Annotated in this window: 24 protein-coding genes; 17 read left to right on the top strand and 7 right to left on the bottom strand. The window is 64.1% G+C overall.

The features are described 5' to 3' along the window. The first annotated feature begins 31 nt into the window (after positions 1-31). From J0H39_17685 to J0H39_17670, 4 genes are read left to right on the top strand one after another with little or no spacing between them, the layout of a single operon-like run. Positions 32-928 carry a sugar ABC transporter permease gene (locus J0H39_17685; protein ID MBN9498587.1) on the top strand — a complete coding sequence of 299 codons (897 nt, stop codon included), beginning with the start codon at positions 32-34 and terminating at the stop codon, positions 926-928. Next, positions 925-1,767: a carbohydrate ABC transporter permease gene (locus tag J0H39_17680; protein ID MBN9498586.1), complete on the top strand. Its 843-nt coding sequence runs from the start codon at positions 925-927 to the stop codon at positions 1,765-1,767. The genes J0H39_17685 and J0H39_17680 overlap by 4 nt, the downstream gene beginning before the upstream one ends. Then, a complete protein-coding gene (locus J0H39_17675) occupies positions 1,764-2,921 on the top strand; it encodes a hypothetical protein (protein ID MBN9498585.1) in 1,158 nt (385 codons plus the stop codon). Before J0H39_17680 ends, J0H39_17675 begins: the two co-directional genes overlap by 4 nt. Then, positions 2,918-4,654 carry a glycoside hydrolase family 2 gene (locus J0H39_17670; GenBank protein ID MBN9498584.1) on the top strand — a complete coding sequence of 579 codons (1,737 nt, stop codon included), beginning with the start codon at positions 2,918-2,920 and terminating at the stop codon, positions 4,652-4,654. Before J0H39_17675 ends, J0H39_17670 begins: the two co-directional genes overlap by 4 nt. Positions 4,655-4,696: 42 nt before the next feature. On the opposite strand, the gene J0H39_17665 is transcribed toward J0H39_17670, so the two are convergent. Then, positions 4,697-5,533, bottom strand: coding sequence for a MipA/OmpV family protein (locus J0H39_17665; GenBank protein ID MBN9498583.1), 837 nt, complete (start codon positions 5,531-5,533; stop codon positions 4,697-4,699). A 231-nt stretch (positions 5,534-5,764) separates the two neighbouring features. Here J0H39_17665 and J0H39_17660 point away from each other — a divergent pair, with 231 nt between their 5' ends. Both J0H39_17660 and J0H39_17655 read left to right on the top strand, forming a co-directional pair. Next, positions 5,765-6,445, top strand: coding sequence for a response regulator (locus J0H39_17660; protein ID MBN9498582.1), 681 nt, complete (start codon positions 5,765-5,767; stop codon positions 6,443-6,445). Between the two features lie 7 nt (positions 6,446-6,452). Next, positions 6,453-7,871, top strand: a complete 1,419-nt coding sequence (locus J0H39_17655; GenBank protein ID MBN9498581.1) for a HAMP domain-containing protein — start codon at positions 6,453-6,455, stop codon at positions 7,869-7,871. Between the two features lie 366 nt (positions 7,872-8,237). Here J0H39_17655 and J0H39_17650 read toward each other — a convergent pair whose 3' ends face one another. The 6 genes from J0H39_17650 to J0H39_17625 form a co-directional block, all read right to left on the bottom strand. Then, on the bottom strand, positions 8,238-9,335 hold the full coding sequence (locus tag J0H39_17650) for a Gfo/Idh/MocA family oxidoreductase (GenBank protein MBN9498580.1): 1,098 nt from the start codon (positions 9,333-9,335) through the stop codon (positions 8,238-8,240). Between the two features lie 2 nt (positions 9,336-9,337). Beyond that, positions 9,338-10,159 (bottom strand): carbohydrate ABC transporter permease, encoded by an 822-nt coding sequence (locus J0H39_17645; protein MBN9498579.1) that lies wholly within the window; start codon positions 10,157-10,159, stop codon positions 9,338-9,340. Further along, the gene (locus tag J0H39_17640; protein ID MBN9498578.1) at positions 10,156-11,040 is read right to left on the bottom strand and encodes a sugar ABC transporter permease; all 885 of its coding nucleotides are present in this window, start codon (positions 11,038-11,040) and stop codon (positions 10,156-10,158) included. Before J0H39_17640 ends, J0H39_17645 begins: the two co-directional genes overlap by 4 nt. Before the next feature lie 83 nt (positions 11,041-11,123). Beyond that, positions 11,124-12,407 (bottom strand): extracellular solute-binding protein, encoded by a 1,284-nt coding sequence (locus J0H39_17635; protein MBN9498577.1) that lies wholly within the window; start codon positions 12,405-12,407, stop codon positions 11,124-11,126. Positions 12,408-12,457: 50 nt separating this feature from the next. Beyond that, positions 12,458-12,838 (bottom strand): cupin domain-containing protein, encoded by a 381-nt coding sequence (locus tag J0H39_17630; protein ID MBN9498576.1) that lies wholly within the window; start codon positions 12,836-12,838, stop codon positions 12,458-12,460. Positions 12,839-12,860: 22 nt separating this feature from the next. Next, positions 12,861-13,544, bottom strand: coding sequence for a GntR family transcriptional regulator (locus J0H39_17625; protein MBN9498575.1), 684 nt, complete (start codon positions 13,542-13,544; stop codon positions 12,861-12,863). A 114-nt stretch (positions 13,545-13,658) separates the two neighbouring features. On the opposite strand from J0H39_17625, the gene J0H39_17620 reads away from it, so the two are divergent. The 11 genes from J0H39_17620 to J0H39_17570 all read left to right on the top strand — a co-directional run bounded on the left by J0H39_17620 (position 13,659) and on the right by J0H39_17570 (position 24,022). Continuing rightward, positions 13,659-14,855 carry a Tm-1-like ATP-binding domain-containing protein gene (locus tag J0H39_17620; protein MBN9498574.1) on the top strand — a complete coding sequence of 399 codons (1,197 nt, stop codon included), beginning with the start codon at positions 13,659-13,661 and terminating at the stop codon, positions 14,853-14,855. A 23-nt stretch (positions 14,856-14,878) separates the two neighbouring features. Further along, a complete protein-coding gene (locus J0H39_17615) occupies positions 14,879-15,721 on the top strand; it encodes a phosphoenolpyruvate hydrolase family protein (protein ID MBN9498573.1) in 843 nt (280 codons plus the stop codon). Positions 15,722-15,953: 232 nt separating this feature from the next. Beyond that, a complete protein-coding gene (locus tag J0H39_17610; protein MBN9498572.1) occupies positions 15,954-16,739 on the top strand; it encodes a GntR family transcriptional regulator in 786 nt (261 codons plus the stop codon). Between the two features lie 15 nt (positions 16,740-16,754). Then, positions 16,755-18,134 (top strand): extracellular solute-binding protein, encoded by a 1,380-nt coding sequence (locus tag J0H39_17605; protein ID MBN9498571.1) that lies wholly within the window; start codon positions 16,755-16,757, stop codon positions 18,132-18,134. Between the two features lie 115 nt (positions 18,135-18,249). Further along, positions 18,250-19,137: a hypothetical protein gene (locus J0H39_17600; GenBank protein ID MBN9498570.1), complete on the top strand. Its 888-nt coding sequence runs from the start codon at positions 18,250-18,252 to the stop codon at positions 19,135-19,137. A gap of 5 nt (positions 19,138-19,142) precedes the next feature. Next, positions 19,143-19,472 carry a hypothetical protein gene (locus J0H39_17595; protein ID MBN9498569.1) on the top strand — a complete coding sequence of 110 codons (330 nt, stop codon included), beginning with the start codon at positions 19,143-19,145 and terminating at the stop codon, positions 19,470-19,472. Between the two features lie 8 nt (positions 19,473-19,480). Next, the gene (locus J0H39_17590; protein MBN9498568.1) at positions 19,481-20,413 is read left to right on the top strand and encodes a sugar ABC transporter permease; all 933 of its coding nucleotides are present in this window, start codon (positions 19,481-19,483) and stop codon (positions 20,411-20,413) included. Further along, positions 20,410-21,297 carry a carbohydrate ABC transporter permease gene (locus tag J0H39_17585; GenBank protein MBN9498567.1) on the top strand — a complete coding sequence of 296 codons (888 nt, stop codon included), beginning with the start codon at positions 20,410-20,412 and terminating at the stop codon, positions 21,295-21,297. The genes J0H39_17590 and J0H39_17585 overlap by 4 nt, the downstream gene beginning before the upstream one ends. Positions 21,298-21,300: 3 nt before the next feature. Continuing rightward, the gene (locus J0H39_17580) at positions 21,301-22,188 is read left to right on the top strand and encodes an aldo/keto reductase (GenBank protein ID MBN9498566.1); all 888 of its coding nucleotides are present in this window, start codon (positions 21,301-21,303) and stop codon (positions 22,186-22,188) included. Further along, a complete protein-coding gene (locus J0H39_17575) occupies positions 22,185-23,015 on the top strand; it encodes an amidohydrolase family protein (GenBank protein ID MBN9498565.1) in 831 nt (276 codons plus the stop codon). The genes J0H39_17580 and J0H39_17575 overlap by 4 nt, the downstream gene beginning before the upstream one ends. Continuing rightward, positions 23,012-24,022, top strand: a complete 1,011-nt coding sequence (locus tag J0H39_17570; GenBank protein MBN9498564.1) for a zinc-binding alcohol dehydrogenase family protein — start codon at positions 23,012-23,014, stop codon at positions 24,020-24,022. Before J0H39_17575 ends, J0H39_17570 begins: the two co-directional genes overlap by 4 nt. The last annotated feature ends 234 nt before the right edge of the window (positions 24,023-24,256 follow it).

Here is a 24,256-nt window from a genome sequence, read left to right as displayed (position 1 = left end):
CCCCGCCGGCCGGATATTCGAAGTTTCAAAAATGGCCCTCGCCGCGACCATCGACCTCGCTTGGCGCAACCGCGTCTTCTACCTGTTCGCGGCCCCTTTCGCGGCGCTGACGGCAGTGTTCGGCCTGTGGCCGATCGCGCTGTCGATCCAGGTTTCGTTCACCGCATCGGGCACGGCGCTAAGCGCTGCGCCGGCTTATGTCGGATTCGCCAACTACGCGACCGTTCTGGCCGATCCGCTCTTCCTCGCGTCGATGGCGCGCACGCTTCTCTATACCGCTCTTGCCGTCGTCGCCAATCTCGCCTTCGCCCTGGCGATGGCGATGCTGATCGACAGCCCGCGCCTCAAAGCCGGCACGATGTTCTTCCGCTTGGCGCTGTTCCTGCCCGTCGTGACGCCCGATGTCGCTGGCTATGTCGTTTGGCGCTGGCTGTTCGACCGCAGCTTCGGCGCGATCAACGCGGCGCTCGGCGAACTGGGCCTGCCCGAATTCGGCGGCATCGCGAGCGTCGATACCGTCACGACCGCGATCCTGATCGCCGAACTCTGGCATCACGCCGGTTTCTACATGACGATCTTCCTCGCCAATCTCGCCATGCGCGACCGCGCCTTGGAGGAAGCCGCGGCGATCGACGGCGCTTCCGCATGGCAAACATGGCGGCATGTGATTTTGCCGCAATTGCGCCCGGCGATCGTCGTCAATCTCGTCTACGCGACGATCCAATTCCTGAAAACCTTCACCGTCGTCGTGGTGATGACCAAAGGCGGCCCCGCCGACCGGACGAATTTCGTCAGCTACTACGCCTATCAATTGTTCGACCAGGCGCGCTACGGCGAGGCGACGGCGATGGCGAGCATATTGTTCGCCTGCGTGATCGCCCTGTCGCTGGGCGCCTTCCGTCTCGTCGACCGGGAGGCGCCGCGATGAACCATCATTTGCGCTCGGGCGTCACGACCGCCGCCCTCTACGCGATCGCGATTCCGGTCAGCCTTGCGTTCCTCTATCCCTATTGGTGGATGTGTCTCGGCATGTTCCGCAACGCCCGGCAGGTGCTGGGCGATCCGTTGCGGCTCTGGCCCGAGCAATTCGACATGTCGGTGTTCGCCGAGATCGCGCGGATCGGCGGCGTCGATCTGTGGGTCTATGTTTTCAATTCCTTCGCGATCACGATGGCGTCGACGATACTGGGCGTCGCCGTGACCGCGATGGGCGCCTACGCGCTGTGCCGGCGCCCCGATCTGCCGGGCTTTCGCTGGCTGCGCTTCGGCTTCATGCTGACGATCATGTATCCCTATATGTTGCTGGTGATCCCGGTCTATATCGTCGTATTCAAACTGGGCTTGCTCGGCTCCTACGCCGGTATCGTGCTGTTCCTGGCGCTGGGCCCGATCCAGTTCTTCCTGTTCGACCGCTTCTTCCGCACGCTGCCGCGCGAAGTGATCGAGGCCGGCATTTGCGACGGCGCATCGGAAGCGCAGATCCTGTTCCGCATCATTCTGCCGATGGCCAAACCCGTTCTGGCGACCGTCGCGTTGATCACCTTCCTGATCAACTGGTCGCAATGGTTTCCGATTTTGGTGATTTCGCGCTCGCCCGACACGTTCACGCTGCCGGTCGCATTGCTGTCGATGAACGGCGAGCTCGGCGCCAGTTTCCGGGCGATCATGGCGCTGGCCTTCGTGACCACGCTGCCCGTGGCGATCGCATTCGTGCTGGCGCAACGGCGCGTGATGGAGGGGATGGCGGCGGGGGCGGTCAAGGGATGAACGACGAAAGCGGAACCGATATGCGTCTTACGGCGTTACGCGCGCGGATCGAAGACGCGCGCGCGAAGACGATGGCGTGGCTGTCCGCGATGCGCGCGCCCGGCCATTCGGCGGGCGTGTTGCGCATCTCCGCCGCGCACGACGAAAGCGCTTGGCCGGGCGTGCTGTTGCCGGGCACCTATAACGGCGTGATGTGCGCCGATCTGATCGATGCGTTGCCGTCGATCGGAATCGGGACCGCGGATGCGCGCACGGCGCTCGTCGCGTGGCTCGAATCGTTCCGCCGGCCGGACGGCGTGTTCCGCATTCCCGAAATGCGCGATGCGGACGTTTTCAAAAAGCCCGATCGCGACGAGACATGGCGCTATATCGACTTCCATGTCAGCAACTACGCGCTAGGCGCGATCGAAGTTCTCGATCCCAACCGCAAACCGGTCCTCGATTTCGTCCGCCCCTATCTCGATCCGCTGCGGCTGAAAGCCTGGCTCGCGGATCGCGATCTGCGCGATCCCTGGCAAGAAGGGAACAACATCGTCAATCTCGCCGGGTTCCTGCTCGCGATCGAGCGTCACGGCGACGCGGCCGATCGCGCCTCGGTCGCCGCGGCGCTCGATATTCTGTTCGACTGGCACGACCGCTTGCAGGAGCCGACGACCGGGTTCTGGGGCATCGGACAACACGAATCGTCGCTGCGGCTGCTCCACGCCATGGCGGGCTCGATGCACAATTATCATCTTTGGTACGCGCGCGGCCGCAGCTTGCCGTATTTCGACAAGGCCGTCGCCTATTGCCTGGGTTTGCCGGCGCGCGTCGATAGCGCTTGCATCGATGTCGATATCGTCGATGTGCTGATCCACGGGCTTCGCGCGGGCGTGGCGCCGGCCGCGCGGACCCGCGAATGGCTGCTTCAAATCGTCGAGGCGATCCTCGACGACCAAAATCCCGATGGGGGCTTCGCCGATATCCGCACCGGCACGCGCCATCAGGACGGCTGGGTGCGCGGCTATGCCGAGCCGCAAGGCCTGTCGAACACGTTCGCGACGTGGTTCCGCTGGATCGCGATCGCGATGGCGGCGGAGATTCTGTTGCCCGATCTTCGACGCTGGCGTTTTCGCCGGTCGATCGGGATCGGTTATCGCGCACCGCCGCCATGACCGCCGACGATCCTTTCGCCCATTTGCACGACGAGGATTACGCGAACGCGTTTTCGCGCGACTGGACGGGGGCGGACACGCTGTTCGACCCCGCCGGCCGTGGCGGAACCAGGCTCGACGGCACGTGGACGATGACGCTCGATCCGTTCGACGAAGGCTTGCGCCAGCGCTGGTTCGCGTTGGACGACACGCCGCCCGAGCGCTGGACCGTCCCGCGCGATTACGATATCGGCGGTGGCGATCGCTTGCCCGTCCCGTCCTGCTGGAATCTGCTGAAGCCAGAGTGGAAATACTACGAGGGTGCGGTCTGGTACGCGCGCGATTTCGATCATGCGGGCGCCAACCCCGGACGACGGTCCATTCTGCATTTCGGGGCGGCGAACTATGCCGCGCGCGTGTTCCTGAACGGACAATTCCTCGGCGCGCATCGCGGCGGGTCGACGCCCTTCTCGCTCGATGCGACCAACGCGCTGCGCCCCGGCGCCAACCGCGTGATGGTCCATGTCGAGAACCGCCGCCGCGACGATCGCGTGCCGATGTCGCATTTCGACTGGTTCAACTATGGCGGCCTGCATCGCGGCGTGGCGCTGTTCGATCTGCCCGAGCGGCATATCCGGCGCTTCCAGATCGCTTGGCGCGATGGCGTGATCCGCGTGGAGGCCGATTGCGGCGGCGAATCGCCGCGCCTGCGGATCCCCGAACTCGGCATCGACGCCATTCTCAAGGACGGCCGCGGCGCAGTCGCGGCGACGCCCGAATTGTGGTCGCCCGAACGGCCGAAGCTCTACGATGTCGAACTTTCGCTGGGCGACGATACCTGCCGCGAGCGCGTCGGCTTTCGCGAGATCCGCGTCGATGGCACGCGTATCTTGCTGAACGGCGCGCCGATCCGCCTGAAGGGCGCTTGCGTCCATGAGGACGACATAGTCTCGGGCCGATGCAGCGACGACGCGGATATCGCGCGGCGCCTCGCGCATATCAAGGAACTCGGCGGCAATTTTCTGCGCTTGTCGCACTACCCGCACGATCCGCGCGTGGCGCGCATGGCCGACGAAGCCGGCGTGCTGCTGTGGGCCGAGATTCCGGTCTATTGGGCGATCGACTTCACCAACCCCGAGACTTATGCCGACGCCGAGAACCAGCTGCGCGAGCTGATCGCCCGCGACTTCAATCGCGCGAGCGTGATCCTGTGGGGCGTGGGCAACGAGAATGCCGACACCGATTCGCGGCTGTCATTCATGTCGCGGCTTGCGGCGACGGCCAAGCGCGAAGACCCTACGCGCCTCGTCTCCGCGGCCTGCCTCGTCAATCGCCGGGAGTTTCGCATCGAGGATCGCCTCGCGGATGCGCTCGACGTCATCGGCCTCAACGAGTATTTCGGCTGGTACGAGCCGGATATCCGCGATCTTGCGCGGCTTCTGGCGAACTCCGCGCCCGGCAAACCCGTGATCGTCAGCGAGACGGGCGCCGATGCGGTCGCGGGCTTGCGCGCCAATGACGGCCGCTTGTTCACGGAGGGCAAGCAAGCCCGATTCTACGCCGATCAGATCGCCACGCTTCGCCGCTGCGACTACATCCAAGGCCTCGCCGCGTGGCTGCTTTACGATTTTCGTTCCGAACGGCGGCAGACGCGCTTTCAGCGCGGCTGGAACCGCAAAGGCCTGATCGCAGAAGATAAGGCGACGAAGAAGCTTGCCTTCAGCGCGTTACGCGACGCTTGGCGCGACTGGTGATGGCGGCGCGGCCGGTAATTTCCGGCCGCGCCGCCGTTGCGTTCAAAACCGGTAGCCGATCATGAGCCCCGTCGAGAATTGATTCGCGTCGCCGCGATCCTTGACCAGCGGACTGTCGGCCGCGTCACCCAGCAGGCGCTTGTAGCCGGCGCGGCCGACAAGGCTCCAATTCTCCGTCAGCTTGTAATCAAGATCGAGCGTCAGGCCGGCGTCCTTGAAGCCGCCTTCGGGGCGATACTCGCGCAATCCGCTGCGCGCCGATTGCGCCCCGGTCACGCCGAAGAACGTCTGGACGTAGTTGTCGTCCGCCCAAGTCGTGAAGATCTCGCTGCGCAGACTGATCCGCGGGGTCAATGCGAGACGATGCCCCGCCGAAACTTTGGCCGTGAGTCCGTCATGGCTGTCGCCGACGTCGCGGAACACGCTCAATCCCGCCGACCAGGCGCCGACCGCGTAATTCATGAAGCCGCCGATCTCGACGCTACCGTCGATATCGCCCATCCCGCGCAGATCGTCGCTGTCGTCCTCGTCACGGCCGAGCTGATAGCGGACCAAGGGACCGACTTGAAATTTGGAGCCGCCGGTCGCATCGCGCCATGTGAAGGCGTTGACCCCCAGCATCGGCCCCTGCAAAAACACCAGGTCGCGGTAATTGACCGACAAGAGCGGCAACGGCGTGACCGTGTATTTGCTGCTGCCCTCGAATTCCGGCTGGTAGAGCGCGCCGGCGCCGATACGGATGTCCCAGTCCTTTCTGGAATCGGCGGCGACCGGCGGCGCCGAGCGCGGCGCGGCCGGCTGCTGGGCAGAAACGACGAGGGGCGCGCCGGTCAGGAGAAAAGCGGTTAGCAGGGCACGATAGGCAACGATCGATTTCATCGGAGGGGTGCTCGCATTCTGGTTGTCGGGAAACCTCGATACGACGCACCGTACCCGACCGCCATCGGCGGGCTGTGTCGGCCCGATTTCGATATGTTTCAGAAGTTTGCAGCGCCGGTTCGCGGCGGCCCAGGACTGTTATAGTTAAGGGAAATTACGAGGGCCCGAAACTTGACGAAGTTCACCACCATCAACGTGCTGATCGTCGACGACGACCAGCGCATCCGCGCCATGCTCGCACGCTTTTTGACCGATCACGGCCTCAAAGTCAGTCAGGCCGGCGACGGAAAGCAGATGCTCGAAATTTGCGAGTCGTCGCGCATCGACGTGATCGTGCTCGACATCATGATGCCCGGCGAGGACGGCCTATCATTGTGCCGGCGCATGCGCGCGCGAAGCGCGGTGCCGATTATACTGCTGACGGCGATGAGCGGCGATACTGACCGGATCATCGGACTCGAGATCGGCGCCGACGACTACGTCGTGAAGCCGTTCAATCCGCGCGAGTTGCTGGCGCGGATCCGCGCCGTGACGCGACGGCTCAACGCCGCCAGCATCGACGCACAACGTCCCGTCGCCCCGGTCTACGAATTCGCAGGCTGGCAACTCAACGCCAGCCGGCGCACGCTGACCTCGCCGGCCGGGGAATTGACCGACCTCACGAGCGGCGAGTTCGATCTGTTGCTGGCCTTCGTCGAGCATCCGCAACGCGCCCTGAACCGCGATCAATTGCTGGACCTCGCCCACGGCCGCATCAACCAATCCTACGACCGCAGCATCGACGTCCAGGTCAGCCGCCTTCGGCGCAAGATCGAGGTCGACCCGCAGGATCCGGTCTTCATCAAGACGATCCGCAACGAAGGGTATTTCTTCACGGCGCCGGTTTCGCTGAGTCAGGAGAATGCCGCGTGAGCGCCCGATGAGAATCCCGCTCTGGTCGAAAATGCGTCTGGCGCTGCGGATCGCGCTGGTGGTCGTCGGCAGCCTCATCGTCGCCATGTTTTCCGACAAGGCGATGAATTTCTTCGTCACGCCGCCCGAGGTGATCTTTTTCCAACGGGATTGGCTGGTCGATTCGCTGCGCGACATCCGCGACGACATCGTTGCGACGCCGAACGACGCGCGCGCGGCGATCCTGCGGAATCTACCATCGACCAAATGGCTGGACGCGACGATCCATGATTCGGCGCCGGAATCGGCCGATCTGCGCGAGGGCGGCGAACTCACGCAGCTTCATCGGCAGATCGCAACGGCACTCGGCCTGGCGCCGGGCGATGTCGTGATTTCGGCGGACAAGGTCCTCAATCCCGCGCGATCCGTCCACCCGATCGCCGTCGTTCTCCCCGAGCTGCCGGCAGTCATACACGACGTTCCAAGCGCGTTCCGCACCCATACGCTCAGCAGCGATTTGCGGATCGCCTTGCGCATCGATGCCGCACAATGGATTCTCGTGACGCCGCGAAGCGACGGGAACGAAGACATGCGAATGGCGCGCAACGTTGCGCTGCCGCTGCTCGTGCTGCTGATCATCGCCCTGCTGTCGATCTGGATTGCGCGCGGCGTCGCCCGCCCGCTCGACGATCTCGCGGCGGCGGCCGAGAAGCTCGGCCGCGACCGCGAACTCAGCCTGGTCGGCAAGTTCAACGCCCCCGAGCTGCAAGCGATCGGCGAGACTTTCAACGCGATGCAGTTCCGCTTGAAGCAATTCCTCGACGATCGTCTGCAAATGATCGCGGCAATCAGCCACGATCTGCGCACGCCGCTCACGCGACTGCGGCTCTTCGCCGAATATCTCGGCGACCAGGAACAGCGCCGCCAGGTCCTGTCGGATATCGACGATATGGAAGCGATGATGCGCGCGACGCTGACTTTCGCCGGCAACGAGTTGCAGGACGAAGCGCGCGGTGCCATCGATCTGGCCGCCATGTTGATCAGTCTGTGCGACACCGCCGCGGATGCGGGATGCCGTGTCGTCTATGACGGGCCCGATCATGCAAGCCTCGTCGGGCGGCCGGTGGCGATCCGACGGGCCTTCGCCAATCTGATCGACAACGGCTGCAAGTTCGCGGACACGGTTCAAGTCTCGCTGCGTGACGACGCCGATACGATCGTCGTGGAAGTCGCCGACGACGGGCCGGGCATTCCGGCCGACAAGCGCGAAGCCGCGTTTCGCCCCTTTACCCGGCTCGAAACGTCGCGCAACCGCGAGACTGGCGGCACCGGGCTCGGCTTGACCATCGCGCGCGACGTCGTCCTGGCGCATCGCGGCGATATCCGGCTCGACGCCGCCGCGACCGGCGGCTTGCTCGTGTCGGTGCGGTTACCCAAGGCGACATGACCGGCGGCGAATCTGGAAATCGATGACGCCGATCGGGACCGATCGGTGTCGACCATGATTCCCGACAGACGGCCGGACGGTCCGGATAGAGGGCGCCACAAGGCTGAAACCGACGACAAGCTGATTGAGTGTTAGCTGGGTTGTCGTACGGCAAATCTGTAAACGCCGAAGTCAAAGCTGGTTTCCCAGGGCGGGATTCTTCGTCTCTCATCGTGATGGTCGGCGCGGCGGGATTCGACCCCCCGCGCGAGCATAGCTCGCGCGCCCAGCCTCTCGGAACGCATCGAATTCGCCCTTTTCGATGTTGGCTTCCGCCATGTCGAGGCGATTTGCGGAAAACAAGTGACTGATCTTGAGCGGCCGTTTCTACAAGTCAGCCCAAGTCCCGGCCGGCGTGCGGCGAAAGAATTCGAACAGCTTCATGATCTCGGCGACGTCGTCGAGCGAGCCTTTGGCGATCTTGCGGCCGTCGAGAACCGCATCGCAAAGATGCAAGATCTCGGGCACATAGCCGAGGAAGAACATGTTGTTGTTGTAGAGCTGGCCCAGCGAGTTTTCCGGCTCCCAATGCAACGGCGCGCATTCGTCGGGCTGGATGAAGCTCGCCGCACGGCCATAAGTCGGCAGCGCCGCGCGCCGGTAGTAGGTCAGCTTCGTGCCGTTGTCGACGACGGCATTGGCGCCCTCGCCCACCGCTTCGACACGTTCGAACGGACTCGCCCCCGAAGATCCGGCCGCGAAATGCGCCGTGCCGACCGCACCGCTGGCGTAGCGGAAGGTCAGAACGCTGCCGCCGTTATGCGGCTCCCACTCGTAGCTCGCGCGCGCGATCTTCCCGCCGAGGAAATTGAGGATCGCGGCGGGATGATAGATGTGGTCGAGGAAGCTTTGCATCGCGACCAGATCGCCGCGCTTGTCGGGCGGCGGCAAGGCCTGCGGATAGCGCAAATAGAGCGACGACAATCGGCCGAATGCCGGCGACGCGACGATCTCGCCCAATTTCTCGATCGCGGGAAAGAAGACCTTCTTGATGCCCGTCATCACCTGCCGATCGGCGGCCTTCGCGCGCGCGGCAAGGTCGCGCACCTCGTCGAGGCTCGCGGCCGTCGGCTTCTCCATCCACACATGGGCGCCCGCCGCCAACGCGTCCTTGGCGATATCGGTCGCCTGGACGCGCCCATCCTTGTGATAGGCGGTGACGACGAACACGATCTCCGGCTTTTCGCGCGCGAACATCTCGCGATGGTCGGCATAGGCGCGTTCGCCGCCGAACAGTTTGGCGTAGGCTTGCGCGCGATCGAGCGCGATATCCGACACCGCCGCCAAATCGACGGGCGCGTAGCGTAAGGCGGGATAGACGTTACGGAACGAATGACCGCCGGCGCCGACGAAGCACGCCTTCAAGCGGCGCTCATACTCGAACTGGTACTTGATCTGACGGATGTGATGCGTGCGGTCGTTCATGATCAGCCTTTGAGCGCGCCTTGGGTAAGCCCTTCGGCGAAACGCCGCTGGGTGAGGATGTACAGAAGGACGACGGGCAGGAAGGAAATCACCGTGCCCGCGAAGACGAGCCGATGCTCGGTCGAGTACGTACTGGCGAAGCGCACGAGGCCGAGCGGCAGCGTCTGCGATTCGGGCGAAATCAGAACGACCAGCGGCAAAAAGAAATCGTTCCAGGTCGACAACGCGCTGATGACGACCAAAGCGAGGATCGCGGGCCGTGCGACGGGCAGAAGGATACGCGTCAGGATCGCGAAATGCGTCGCGCCGTCGATCTTCGCCGCCTCGATCAGCTCGTTGGGGATCCCGCGGAAGAAACTCCGCATCAGGAAAATGCCGAACGGAATGCCGTTGCCCACCTGGGCGAGGCTGATGCCCGCCAAGGTATTGAGCAGACCAAGCCCGGCGAGAACCTTGTAAAGCGGCACGACGATCGCCTGCACGGGCACGGTCAGACCGAGCAGGATGAGGTAGAACACGAAATCGCCGCCGGGCACGCGCATCTTCGCGAAGGCGTAGCCCGCCGGCGCGCAAACCAATAGGGTGAGCAGCACGACCATGACGACGTTGGCGGCGCTGTTGATCACCAGCTTGCCGAAACCGCCGATGTTCCACGCATCGGCGTAGTTCTGGTAGAGCAGCGCGTCCGGCAGCGCGAAGGGACCGGACATCGCGATCTCCATCTCGCTTTTGAAGCTGGACAGCACCAGCCACAAGAACGGCGCCAGCACGAACAACAAAGGCACGGCAAGGCCGAGCGCCACGGGCCATTCGCGGCGTTTCATCGCAGCTTCTCCCGCCAGCGATTGAACGCGATGGTGATGCTCATCGCGATCAGACTGAGCACGACGCACAACGCCGCCGCGCGGCCGTGCTCCTGGAACTGGAAGGCGAGTTTGACGATGTAGGTCGTGAGTATTTCGCTGCGGTAGAACGGCCCGCCTTGGGTCATGACCCAGATCGTCGCGAAACCTTTGAGCCCGTTGATGAGCGCGAGCGACACGACGAACGTCATCACTTCGCGCAAGCCCGGCAGCGTGACATGCACGAATTTCTGCCACGGTCCGGCGCCGTCGATCTCCGCCGCTTCGTAGAGCGCCGTATCGATGTTCTGCAGCCCGGCGATGAACAGCAGCATATATATGCCGAAGCCCTGCCACGAGCTGGCGATATTGACCGAGAAGATCACCAAGGCGGGGTCCGACAGCCAGCCGAGTTTGAACCAGCCCAACCCCACCGCATCGAGTGCCGCGTTCAAAAGGCCGAAATAGGGGTCGTAGATCTTCGCCCAAATCACGCCGACCACGGCCAGCGACACGACATGCGGCAGGAAATAGGCGGTCCGATAGAAAACATGGGTGCGCGTCAACCGCGCGATCGCGACCGCCAAGGCCAGCCCGGCGCCGCCCGCCAGCAACACGTGCAAAACCAGCCACTGCGCGGTTTGGAGCAATACGCGCAGAATGGTCGCGTCCGAAGCCAGTGAAACGAAGTTCTCGACCCCGACGAAATTCGCGGCGCTGTTGAGGCCCTTCGCGTCGGTCAAGGCAAGGCGCAACGTATCGATCGTCGGATAAAGCGAGAAAGCGCCGTAGATCAGCAGCGCCGGCCCGATGAACAGAAACGGCGCCAAGACGCCGTCGCGCGCAGGACGTTTACGGACCATCCGTTTACCGTTTCCGCTCCCCGCCGGACCGGCGGCGTCCGTCGCGAAACGGACGCCGCCCGCCGTCATATCCGCCGACGCGCTCACCGGCGCGGCGCGCGTTCGGCTTGGGCCTGGATGCCGGCCATCGCGTCGCGTGCGTTGACCTGGCCGCCGACCAGCCCGGTGATCGCCTGAAGATACGCCTCCACGACGTTGCCGGGAATATAGACGCTGGGGTTGTAGCCCACGCCCTTGTTCGCCGTGTCGAAGATCGTCTTCAGCACCGGCGTCGAGGGCGACAGCCCCGGCAGCGCCTGCGGGAAGACCATCCAGTTGCTGGCATGCGACGCGCGCTTCACCATCACCTCTTGCGAGACGATATAGTCGAGCCAGCGCAGCGCCAGATCCTTCTGCTTGGAGTTGGCGGAGATCATCCAGCTCCAGCCCACGCCGCCGGTCGGGAGGGACTCGCCCTGCCCCGCGTCGACCGGCACCGTCATGAAGCCGGCATTGTCGAGATTGTAGCCGGCCCGCCGCGCGTTCGAGGTGAACCAGGGACCGGCGAACATGAACGCCGCGCGTTTCGTGAAGAACAGACGTGCGGCACCGTCCAGGTCAAGTGCCACCATATCCTTGGCGAGCGCGCCGCGATCGACGAGATCGATCAGACGCTGCGCCGATCCTACGATCGCCCGATCGGTCCAGGGCCGGCGGCCGGCGAGAACTTCGCCCACCGTCTTTTGCCCGGCGGTCACCTGCATCAGATTGCCGAACAAATGGCCGCCGCTCGCGTTGTTGCGCGGGCCGACGACCAGCGGTTGGAGCCCCGCCTTCTTCGCCTCGTCGAACAGCGCCAGCAATTCGGCGTAGGTCTTCGGCGCTTGCCAGCCGCGCTGGGCGAACACGTCCTTGTGATACCAAAGCCCGATGACGTCGAGCCCGTCGGGGAATTCGTAGATCTCGCCCGCGAAATGGGTCTTCAACTCGTCGTAAAGCCAGCCGTGGAGCCGCGATTTCCAGCCGCGCTGTTCGTAATAGGCGGTCAACGGCACGACGAGCTTCGCCTCGGCCACCACGCCCACACGGCCGATGCCGGAATTCGTCAAGATCACGTCCGGTCCGGCGTCCGACTGGATCGCGGCCTGCACGGCGCCGTTGGTGATCGTGCCGGTCGGTTGCATGTATTGCACCGTCACGCCCGGATTGCGCTTCTCGAAATCCGCCTTGATCTCGTTCCACAGCTTCGCGATCTCGGGATCGTTGAGCTGTTCGGGGCCCCACATGCGCAAAGTCTGCGCGTGCGCCGCGCCCGCGATCCCGGCCGCCATCAAGGCAGCCGCGATCCATCCGGCGGTGCGTCGCACCGCCTTGCCGGTCTTGAACATCGTTCCCTCCCAGGTTTTTGTTTCGTCGCTTGGCGATCGACTGCGGCCGTTCAGTCGACTCCCGCTTCGTGCATCACGATGCGCCGGTCGCCGGTCGGATAGCCCACGACCATGCGAGCCGTGACCTTGCCGGTGTTGCGGGCGTCGTGCGGCACGTTGCTGGAGATATGGAGGACGTCGCCCGGCTTGAGGACGACGGACTCCGCGCCGATCGAGTGCTCGAGTTCGCCCTCGATCAGATAGAGAATTTCGTCGCTGTTCGGATGGTGATGCTTGGGGTTCTTCTGCCCCGGCTCGATCTCGACATAACCGAACGTGATTCCCGTGGTCGGAAATGTTTCGCGATTGACCAGCCACTGGATCGATCCCCAGTCATGGATGGCGGCCTGATCGCGCGAAACGCGGTTCGTGTGACGGACGGCATTGGACATTCGAAAGCTCCTCGTTCGGTAATCAGGTTTCGGCGCCGACGGGCTCGGGGCCCGGTGCGGCCGCGAGCGCCGTCAGAACGGCGTCGCGGACGTCGGCGATATGCTCGCGCATCAGCGCTTCCGCGCGCGCGGCATCGCCCGCCCGGAAGGATGCGAGAATCTGGTCGCGTTCCCACGCCGCGCGCTCGACGAAGGCGGGGTCGCGATTGGCGATCACGCGGCAAAGCTGGATCTGCAGTTTGAGTCGCGCGAGCGAGTCGACGAGCGCGTGATTGCCCGACAATTCGGCGATGCGTTCATGGAACGCGCGATCGTGCGTCGCGTAGGCGGCCATGTCGCCCGCCGCCATTGCCGCCACACTTTGATCCAAAACCCGGACGAACCAATCGATGTCGCCGGCGGTCAGGCGCGGCACCGCCAAGCGCACCGCGAACCCCTCCAGCTCCTGGCGCAGATCGTAAAGATCTTTGACCTCGGCATAGGTCAAGCGGCGGACGAAGAAGCCGCGATACGGCCGCACCTCGATCAGACCGTCCTTGGCGAGCGCGCCGATCGCCTCGCGGAACGGCGTGCGGCTCGACGCCAGACGCGCGATCAGCAGCTTCTCGTCGAGGGCGGCCCCCGGCTCGAGTTCGCCCGACATGATCAATCGGACGATCTCCTCATAAGTGCGCTCGCGCAGGGTCAAATGGCGTCCGTCGTTCATCGGCGAATGGCTCCGTCAGAAGGTCTCTCGTCCCTCTGTATAAATATGCAATATACTATTTGAAAGGAGTATGCAATATATTTTGAACCAAAGAGACCGAATGGGAGGCGCCCAATGAAGGTTTATGTCGTCGGGACCTGCGATACGAAGGAACAGGAGCTCGTTTTCGCCAAATCCATCATCCAAGCGGCCGGCGTTCCCGCCGTACTTGTTGATGTCGGCACGAAAGCGGAAGCGAAGGCGGCGGACTTCCCCGCCGCCCAAGTCGCGGCCTTTCACCCGGACGGTCCCGGCGCCGTTTTGGGCAAGAACGATCGTGGGGTCGCCGTCGCCGCGATGGGTTTGGCCCTCGCCGCCTTTCTGAAATCGCGGAACGACATCGGCGCCGTCCTCGGCCTCGGCGGCACCGGCAATACGACCTTGGTGACCGGCGCGATGCGCGAATTGCCGATCGGCGTGCCGAAGCTGATGGTCTCGACCGTCGCCTCAGGCAATACGGCGCCCTATGTCGGCCCCACCGATATGGCGATGATGTATTCGGTGGTCGATATCGCGGGGCTGAACCCGATCAGCGAGCGCGTCATCGCCAACGCCGCGCGCGCCGTCGCGGGCATGGTCAAATTCGCGGGCCCGCTTGCGCGCGCCGCCAAACCCGGCATCGGCATGACGATGTTCGGCGTGACGACGCCGTGCGTGACCGAGATCCGCAAGCTGATCGGCGGCGATTACGAATGCTACGTCTTTCACGCGACGGGCACCGGCGGCCAATCGATGGAAAAGCTCGCCGATTCCGGCCTGGTCGAAGGCTTGATCGACGCGACGACGACCGAGGTTCCCGACTTCCTGTTCGGCGGCGTGTTCCCCTGCACCGCCGATCGCTTCGGCGCGGTCGCGCGCACGCGCTTGCCCTATGTCGGATCGGTCGGCGCGGTCGACATGGTGAATTGGGGGGCGCGCGATACGGTGCCCGTCCGCTTCGCGGATCGAAAGCTGCACGTCCACAACGCGAGCGTCACGCTGATGCGCACGACGCCGGAGGAGAACCGGCAGATCGGCGCCTGGATCGCATCGCGCCTCAACAAATGCGACGGGCCGGTCCGCTTCGTGCTGCCGCTGGGCGGCGTGTCGATGATCGACGCGCTCGGCCAACCCTTCCACGATCCCGCCGCCGACGAAGCGCTGTTCGCCGCGATCGAGTCCACGCTTGTCCAAACGCCCAATCGCAAACTGGTCAAGCTGCCGCTGCACATCAACGACCCGGCCTTCGCGGCCGCCTTGGTCACGAATTATCGCGACATCGCCAAACGCTGAACGACACCGAACAGGAAACCGCCATGCCCCGTATCGAACGCCGCGTTATTCTCGAACGTCTGCGCACCCGCATCGCCGAAGGCAAGCCCATCATCGGCGGCGGCGCCGGCACGGGTCTCTCCGCCAAATGCGAGGAGGCCGGCGGCATCGACCTGATCGTGATCTACAATTCCGGCCGCTATCGCATGGCGGGGCGCGGCTCGTTGGCGGGCTTGCTCGCCTATGGCAACGCGAACGACATCGTCGTCGACATGGCGCGCGAAGTTCTTCCCGTCGTGCGCGATACGCCGGTTCTCGCCGGCGTCAACGGAACCGATCCCTTCGTCGATATGGACGTGTTCCTCGCGGAACTGAAGCGCATCGGCTTTTCGGGCGTGCAGAACTTTCCGACCGTCGGGCTGATCGACGGGACGTTCCGCACCAATCTCGAGGAAACCGGCATGGGGTTCGGCTTGGAGATCGACATGATCGCGCGCGCCCATAAGTTCGATCTGCTGACGACGCCCTATGTGTTTTCGGCGGACGACGCGGCGGCGATGGCCAAAGCGGGTGCCGATATCATCGTTTGCCATTTCGGCTTGACGACCGGCGGCAGCATCGGCGCCGAAACCGCCCGAACGCTCGACGATTGCGTGCGCGAACTCGATCTCTGGGCGGAAGCCGCGATGCGCGTGCGCAAGGACACGATCGTGTTGTGCCACGGCGGACCGGTCGCCGAGCCGGACGATGCGCGATACGTGTTGTCGCGCGCCAAGCTCTGCCACGGCTTCTATGGCGCGAGTTCGATGGAACGCCTGCCGACCGAACGCGCCATCCGGGCCCAGACCGAAGCCTTCAAAACAGCGACACACCGCGCCGCTGGTTGAGATTAAACACGTGGCCAAAGCGCCGAAGCCCGCCGCTCGGTTCTCCGGAGGCGGGCTTTTCTTTGCGCGTGGAAAGGCCATCGCCTGCAGAAAAATCGCCCGGCGATTTATGAAGTCTAAAAATAACTTTGTATTTTCATATGATTAGGTGGATATCCTCATCTTCCCGAATCATCTTGCATACAAGTACGCATTTAGCTATGACTCGCCTCGTTCGGGAGGCGAACGCCACATGGCGCAACTGCGATTGGCCAGCGACACGACGACATTGCCGGCGGGCGAATCCGCCTACCGGGTGATTCGTCAGGCGATCCTCGATCTGGGTTTCGAGCCCGGCGCCGCTCTTTCCGAAAACGCGCTCGCCGCACAGCTGGGCACCAGCCGCACGCCGATCCGCGAAGCGTTGCAGCGTTTGGCGCGCGAAGGCCTGATCTTCGTCCTGCCCCAGCGCGGCACGATCGTGGCGCCGCTCGACTTCGAAACCTTCCGCGCCGCCTATTTCGTGCGCGCGTCGCTGGAATCCTGCGCCGCCGCCGAAGCCGCGCGTATCTCGGGCAAGGCGGCACAGGACGAGCTCGAAGACAGTCTCGCGCGCCAGCGCGTCATCCTCGCGGATTGGGACGAAGGCCGGTTCTGGGACGAGAACAACCGCTTCCACCAAATCATCCTGCGCCATGCCGGCGTGCCCAGCGTGTGGCAGGTCGTTCAGGATTCGAAATTCCATCTCGACCGGATGCGCCGCGCCCACCTCGATCTCGGTCCCGATTATCGCTTCGAGACGGTCGTCGCCGAACATGCCGCGATCACCGACGCGATCGTGCGCGGCGATGTCGCCGCCGCCAGCGGCGGCATGCACGAGCACATCGCAAAGGTCCTGCCGCGCGTCGAATTGTTGAAAGCCGCGCGCCCCGAATTGTTCGAGGCCGAAAAGCCGCTGACCCAAATCGTCGACGCGGAAGTGACGCCGCGCCGCCGCAACCTATCCAACAACGCCGCCGGAAAACCGGGCGGCACTTAATCGGGAGTAACGTCCATGTCGAAGTTTCTTGGAAACGCCGCGACGGGCATCGCGGCGAACGGTCCCTCGCGCCGTCAGATCATCCTGGGCGGTGCGGCGATGCTCGCGGCGGGATCCCTGCCCGCCTTCGCGCAAGATCGCAACGCGCCCGAAAGCCTGAAGCGCGGCGGCGGCACCACGCTGCAACTGCGCGCGTGGGAGCGTTATCCCGCCGCCGATATTCCCGGCCTCAACCGCTATCTCGACGGCAAGGCCGGCACATCGGTCGAATGGGTCAGCGCGCCCTTCGCACGTTATCGCGATCGCATGGTCGCCGAATTCATCGCCAGCACGCCGCTCGATATCGTCCAGATCCCGGAAACCGAACTCGCCGCGTGGTCGGATAGCGGCTGGCTCGCCCCGCTCGACGGCATGCAGGGCCTCGCCCAGATCATGCAGGCGGCCACGCCCGCCTCGGTCGAAGCGACCAAGGGCGTGGACGGCAAGACCTACGCGTTGCCCTATCTCAGCGACTCCTTCGGCTTCGCCTACGACGTCGAAACGCTGAACAAGGCGGGCTTCGCGCGCCCCGCGCGCAGCCTGGACGAGTTGCGCACCCAGATGGAGGCGATCAAGAAAGCCGGCCTCGACGATTTCCCGCTCAGCCTTGCGATGAAGAAGCAGCCCGGAAATTTCTGGAGCCTGTGGGCCACGCTTTATGCTTCGGGCGGCGATCTGTTCGCGCCCGACAACGAACCCGTGTTCGACAAGCCCGGTCATCCGTTGCAGGCGATCCTCGAATGGTACGTCGCCGCGATCAACGATTGGAAAATCGTCGGCCCGGAGGATCTGCAACGCGATTGGGGCGCTTCGCGCACCGGCATTCGCACCGGCATCGTCAAATGCGGCTACATGGCGCAATACGCGCTGGCCGAATTCAACGTATGGCCGGATTCGAAGGTCGCGGGCCGCATCCGCATGGCGCTGGTCCCGGGGCTCGACGCCAATAACCGCAACGCGGTCAGCTACGCGCATAGCGTGGGCATCGCCGCCGCATCGAAGAACAAACCGGCCGCGTGGGATGCGCTGCGCTTCTACGCCGGCCCCGATGCGTCGGGCGTGTTCTCGCTGCCGCGCGAACGCCTGATTGCCGAAGGCGGCCGCAGCCCCTTCCCCGCGCTCTATCAAGACCCGGCGGTGCAGGACCTCGTGCGCAAGATGACCGGCGGCGACATGGACGAGTTCCTGAAACTGTCCAGTACCGCCAAGCAAAAGCAGGGCATCAAGGCGGTGTGGTTCCCCGAATGGGAGGATTTCTGGATGACGCAGATCCAGGAAGTGCTGACCAAACGCCAAGACGTCCGCACGGCGATCCGCCGCACGGCCGACGAAGCGCGCCGCCTGCGCAAAGCCTGACACGAACGGAAACGACACGATGAACGACACCGGTACGATGGGCGCCCCGCAATCGCGGGGCGCCGACACGCGGCTCTACACGGCGAACGATCTCGCTTCGGCGGTGCGCGAAGGTATCCGCGCGGCCGATCCCAAGCTGAGCCGCTTCAATCCGCTGCCGCGCATCCTGTTCCACGACGATTTCGACTACGGCGTGCAGGGCTGGTGCGAGTTGATCGGGAACCATAACGGCGATCTCGACACCGTCCGCCCGGTTCTGTCCGACACGCGCCCGCCGCAGATCTCCACCTGCAGCTTCTTCGACATCGGCACGCATGGCCCGCTCAGCGGCAATTACGCGCTGAAACTCGCCACGCGCGCCAAGCCCGGCCATATGGCGCTCGCCATCAAGCGCGCGACGTTCCAGAAGCCGGGCCTCGTCCAGCTCGAAACCTATTTCACGATCAAATCCGAGGCGTGGATCGGGGCGCGCGAAGGCAAGCACGACGGCAATATCGACCCGAGCGTTTCGGATTTCGGCGAGTTCTGCATCGGCAACGACGTGTGCGACCGCGAATTCGGCCGGCGCTATCACTGCGCCCTGCGCTATGTGAACGCTGACGCGGACGGCAATCTGCAGCGCCGCTGGTTCTACAAAACCTCGGTGCAGACGACGACGAAGATGGAAGTCTCGGGCAGCCCGGCGGTCAGCGACTATCACGTGGCGCACCCGAACGATTGGGCGCCGGTGCCGAACGGCGAACATAACCTCTGCTACAACGAGGTGCCGACGAAGATCAATTGGCACTATCTGCGCTACCAGTTCGACACCGAAGCCGGGCGCAACGTCGAGCTTCAGGTCAACGACAAGATCATGGATCTGCGCGACGTGCCCGTACCGCGCTTCCCGCACGGTTATTGGGGCTTGGAGCGGTTGCTGAACTTCTCCATCGACGTGCGCACGCATCGCCCGGTGCGCAATTTCCTGTTCCTCAACACCTGTCTCGTCTCCGTCGATTGGTGAAATCCATGCTGCCCCGCGCCTTCACCGCCGTCATCGAACGCAACGCCACTTTCGACGGCGCGTTCACGACCGAACCCTACGAAACAGCCTGGGCCGGCGACGCGCGCTGGTTCGTCCATGTGTTGGACGCCACGCCAGGTGCCGAGATCGAATTCGGCGCGCAAGTCTCGCCCGAAAGCCTGACCTGGTGCGATCACGAAAGCCGCAAAGCCACGATCAAGGGCAAGGGCATGGCGAGCATCGCCGTCGATCTGCCCGGGCCCTGGCAGCGCTTGAGCGGCACGGTCCGCAACGGATCGGTCAAAGTCATCATGTATCTGTCGTTGCGCGGCTGAGGACGATCATGGCGACCGCCGCCGCGACGCCGCAACCCAAGCGCAACTGGCGCGCCCCGCGCGAGGAACAGCCGTTTCTGTTCTTCCTGATGAACACGCCGGCGGCGCTGATCCTGCTCGGCCTCGTCCTCTATCCGATCGTCTATTCGCTGTATCTGTCCTTGCACAGCTACAATCTGCGCCAGCCTGGCCGTTTCCGATTCGTCGGTCTCGACAACTACACGAATATCCTGGGCAGCGAGCAGTTCTGGACCGCAGCGCAGGTGACCGTGCTGTTCAGCGTCGGCTCCATCGCGCTGACATTGACGCTCGGCACGCTGCTCGCCCTGCTGCTGAACGAGAAATTCCCCGGCCGTTCGATCCTGCGCGCCGTGATGCTAATTCCCTGGGCCATTCCGCCGGTCGTCAACGGCCTGATCTGGCAATGGATTCTGGAGGGCCGTTATGGCCTTGCCAACGGCGTGCTGGTGTCGCTTGGGATTTTCGACACACCGCATGCTTGGCTCAGCGACTACACAACCGCCCTGCCCGTGCTGATCGTGGCGCAGGTGTGGAACCATGTGCCTTTCGTCGCCATCGTCGTGCTTGCGGCCCTCCAGACGGTCCCTGAGGAACTTCACGAAGCCGCGCGCATCGATGGGGCGAATGTGTTCCAACGCTTCCGCCACATCACCTTTCCGTGGCTGAGCCACGCGCTGCTGCTGGTGCTGATCACGCAGACGATGGTGGCCTTGCGCACCTTCGATATCATTTACGTCCTGACCGGCGGCGGCCCCGGCAAAAGCACGACCGTGCTCGCCTGGCTCACCTACGTCACCACGTTCAACTTCCTCGATTTCGGACGGGGCAGCGCCTACGCCTATATCCTGGCGCTGACGACGTTGGCGCTGTCGATCGTCTATATCCGCGTGTTGTGGAAGCGCGGGGAGTTGGCGCGATGATCACCGCCCGCCAACGCGTGCTGCGCCAAGCCTTCTTGATGCTCAGCGCCCTCGCCTTCTTCACCTTCATCTTCGCGCCGATCTACTGGATGACGGCGACGAGCTTTATGACGGAAAAGGAAATGCTGGCGATCCCGCCCCATTTCTTCCCCAGCGAGCCGACGCTGCGGAACTATCAAACCGTGCTGGGCATCGGCGATCCGGAATTCCTTGCCTTCGCCCGGAACCGCGCGCCCGCCGTGTTCGACATTTTTCCGGCGCTGAAAAACAGCCTGATCGTCGCCATCGTCGTGGCGATCATCAATCTACTGGTCGGCATTCCGGCGGCTTACGCTTTCGCGCGCATCACCTATCGCCGCGCTTTACCGGTGCTGACCATCTATCTCGCCACGCGCATGTTGCCGCCGATCATGCTGGTCGTGCCGATGTTCCTGATCATGCGCAATCTGGGACTGATCGACACGCCCTTCGCGCTGGTGATGGCCTATTGCGTGTTCACGCTGCCCTTCACCGTGTGGCTGCTCCAGGCCTATTTCAAGACGATCCCGGCCGAGCTGGAGGATTCCGCCTTCATCGACGGCGCCACGCGCTGGCAGATCGTGCGCCATGTGCTGCTGCCACTGGCGGTCCCCGGCTGCACTTGTGCGGCCATCCTCGCCTTCATGGCGTCGTGGAGCGAATTCCTGTTCGCAGTCGTGTTCTCCAAAACCGCCGCGAGCAAAACGCTGCCGGTCGTGGCGGCGAGCTTCGTCGATACCGCCTCGATCCAGTTCGACTATGTGATGACCGCGGGCGTCATCACCGCCTTGCCGCCGTTCCTGTTGGCGCTGCTGTTCCAGCGCTGGATCGTCAACGGCCTGTCCGCCGGCGCGCTCAAAGGCTGATCGATGCTCGCGCTGCCGCGCTTGGGGTTGGGGATGGCGGCACCCGCCACGCTCGGGCCCGACACGCCGGACGACGCGGTCGTGGCTTTGGTGAAACGCGCCCACGCGCGCGGTATCGAATGGTTCGATACGTCCCCGCTCTATGGTTCGGGCCGATCCGAAGACCTGCTGGGCCGTGCTCTGAGCGAATCACCCGTGCGCCTCTCGACCAAAGCCGGTTACGTGCTGACCGCCCCCTGGGGCACAAATGCGCCGGGCGAGGCGCGCCGACAGGATTTCGGCACAAGCGCGATCGACGCCAGCGTCGCCGCAAGTTTGAAGCGCCTGGGCCGCACGCGCATCGATCTCGTCCTGCTGCATGACCCGGACAAGCATCTCGATGCGGCGGTCGATCAAGCGTTCCCCGCCTTGCAGCGCCTGAAGGATCAAGGCGTCATCGGCGCCATCGGCGTGGGCGTCAATCGCGCGGAGACCGCCTTGGCGCTGCTGGCGCGCATCCCCCTCGACGCCGTACTGATCGCCGGTCGTTTGACGCTTTTGGATTGGAGCGCCGCGTTCGAGTTGCTGCCCGCTTGCCGTGCGATGAACGTCGCGATCATCGCGGCGGGCGTGCTCAATTCCGGCATTCTCGGCGGCCATGCGAAGTTCCATTACGGGCCGCCGCCGCCCGAAACGCTGGCGCGGACTGCTCTACTCGCCGAAATCTGCGCCGATCACGGCACCAGCCTGAAAGCCGCCGCGTTCCACTACCCCGCGCGTCACGGGGGCGTATCGATGACGTTGATCGGCGCGCGCACGGCCGCCGAACTCGACGAAACGCTCGATCTTCTCGAAACGCGCTTGCCCGAGGGGGTGTGGCGCGATCTTGAAAATGCGGGCGTGGGTCGATGATCGTCGATACCCATTGCCATAGCTGGCGACGCGGCGACGGATTCCCCGTGCGCATCCGCACGCGCGTCGCTGCCCTTAACGCCGACTTTCCCTTCCCGCCCGCCGGCTTCGCACAGGCGGGCGTCGATAAGGCCGTGCTGGTCAGCGCCGCGCAATCGCCCGACGAGACCGAGGCATTGTTCGCGCTGGCGGATGCGAACCCCATTACGGTCCTGGCGGTGATCGGCTTCCTCGATCCGTTCGCATCGGATTTCGCGACGCGCTTGGCCGCATGGCGGCGACGCCCAGTCTTCAGGGGTCTGCGCCTGCCCTTAGTCGTATTCGACGATCCCGCCTGGATCGAAACGCCGCCGGTGCTGAAGGCGCTCGATGCACTGAACGATGCCGGATTGATCGCCGAGATCCTGGTGGAGGCCCAGCATCTCGACGCAGTCCACCGCGTACTGACCGCGCGGCCGAATCTCGCTGCGATCATCGATCACGCCGCCAATCCGCCGGCGAGACGCGGGCCCGATTTCGACGCCTGGCGCGAGAAGATCGCGCTGATCGCACGTGACACGGACGCGATCTGCAAATTCGGCGATCTGCGCAACGGCGGTGCCGCACCTCCCGCCGACGACGTGGCGGTCGAGATCGTCGGTCATGTCGCGCGGCATTTTGGGAATAGGCGACTGATCGCCGGATCGAATTGGCCGGTCGCCGGCGTGGACGGCGATCCCTATGGGGCCGCCTTCGTGCGTTTGCGGTCCTTCGCCCGCGCGACGGGTCTCGAAGAACCTGCCTTGTTCGCCGACAACGCTTTGCGATTTTTCGGGAGGACGACATGAAAGCCATCCGCATCGAAACCAAGGACCAGGTGTGCCTGGTCGATATTCCCCGACCCGAGCCGCGCGATGGCGACGTACTGCTGAAGGTCCGGCATGTCGGCCTGTGCGGCAGCGACCTCGCCAATTATCGCGGCCTCAATCCGCTGGCGAGCTATCCGCGTATTCCCGGCCATGAGATCGGCGGGGAGATCGCCGCCATCGGTACGAACGTGCCCAGCGCCTATACCTGCGGCAAGCGCGCGATCGTCGTACCCTATACGAGCTGCGGCAAATGCAGTTCGTGCCGCCAGGGCCGCGTTAACGCGTGCCGCGACAACCGCACGCTCGGCGTTCAACAGGAAGGCGGCTTGGCCGACTATATCGTCCTTCCGCACGCAAAGCTGATCCTGAACGACACGCTCCCGGCGGCGCATCTCGCTCTCGTCGAGCCTCTTTCGGTCGGCTTTCATGCGGCACGGCGCGGCCGCGTGACCGAGAAAGATATCGTCGTCGTGCTGGGGACCGGCATGATCGGGCTTGGCGTCGTCGCGGGTGCGGCCGCACGCGGCGCCACAGTCATCGCTGTCGACGTGACGGCGGAGAAAGCCGAGGCCGCCCACGCCCTCGGCGCCGCGCACGCCATCGCCAGCGCCGATGTGACGCAAGCCGTCGCCGATCTGACCGGCGGCCATGGGGCCGACTTGGTGATCGAAGCGGTCGGCACGCCGGAGACGTTCACCCAGGCGATCGACCTCGTTTGTTTCAGCGGGCGCGTCGTCTATGTCGGCTATGCGAAGGAGCCGGTCGCCTACAAGACGCAGCTGTTCAATTTGAAGGAGCTCGACATCCTCGGCTCGCGCAACGCGCTACCCGAGGATTTCGCCGCGACGATCCCCTATCTCGAAAAACTCGGCGCCAAGGCCGACAAGCTTATCACCAAACGTTTCTCGATCGACAACGCGGCTGAGGCGTTTCCTTATTGGCTCGAGCATCGCGACGCGACGACGAAAATTCTCATCGAGTGCTGAGGGTGTCATCTCACGCGCGTGACTTCATACGCATCGACCGCAATACACCGAAGCCCGCCGCGTTAAAAACGCGACGGACATCTTTCTTGATCGGAGCGGCGGGATTCAAATCCCGTGACGCATCGCGTCGCGCCAAGCCCCTCAGACCGTGTGGAATTCCGCTATTTCAATATTGGTTTCCGCATTTACGAAGCATTCTGAGGCCATTTGTGGAAAATATTCAGCGCAACGGCA

The sequence above is a fragment of the Alphaproteobacteria bacterium genome (assembly GCA_017308135.1).
Classification (GTDB): Bacteria; Pseudomonadota; Alphaproteobacteria; order CACIAM-22H2; family CACIAM-22H2; genus Tagaea.
Note: the sequence above shows the minus strand (reverse complement) of the source record. Positions and strands in the feature narration are given on the sequence as shown.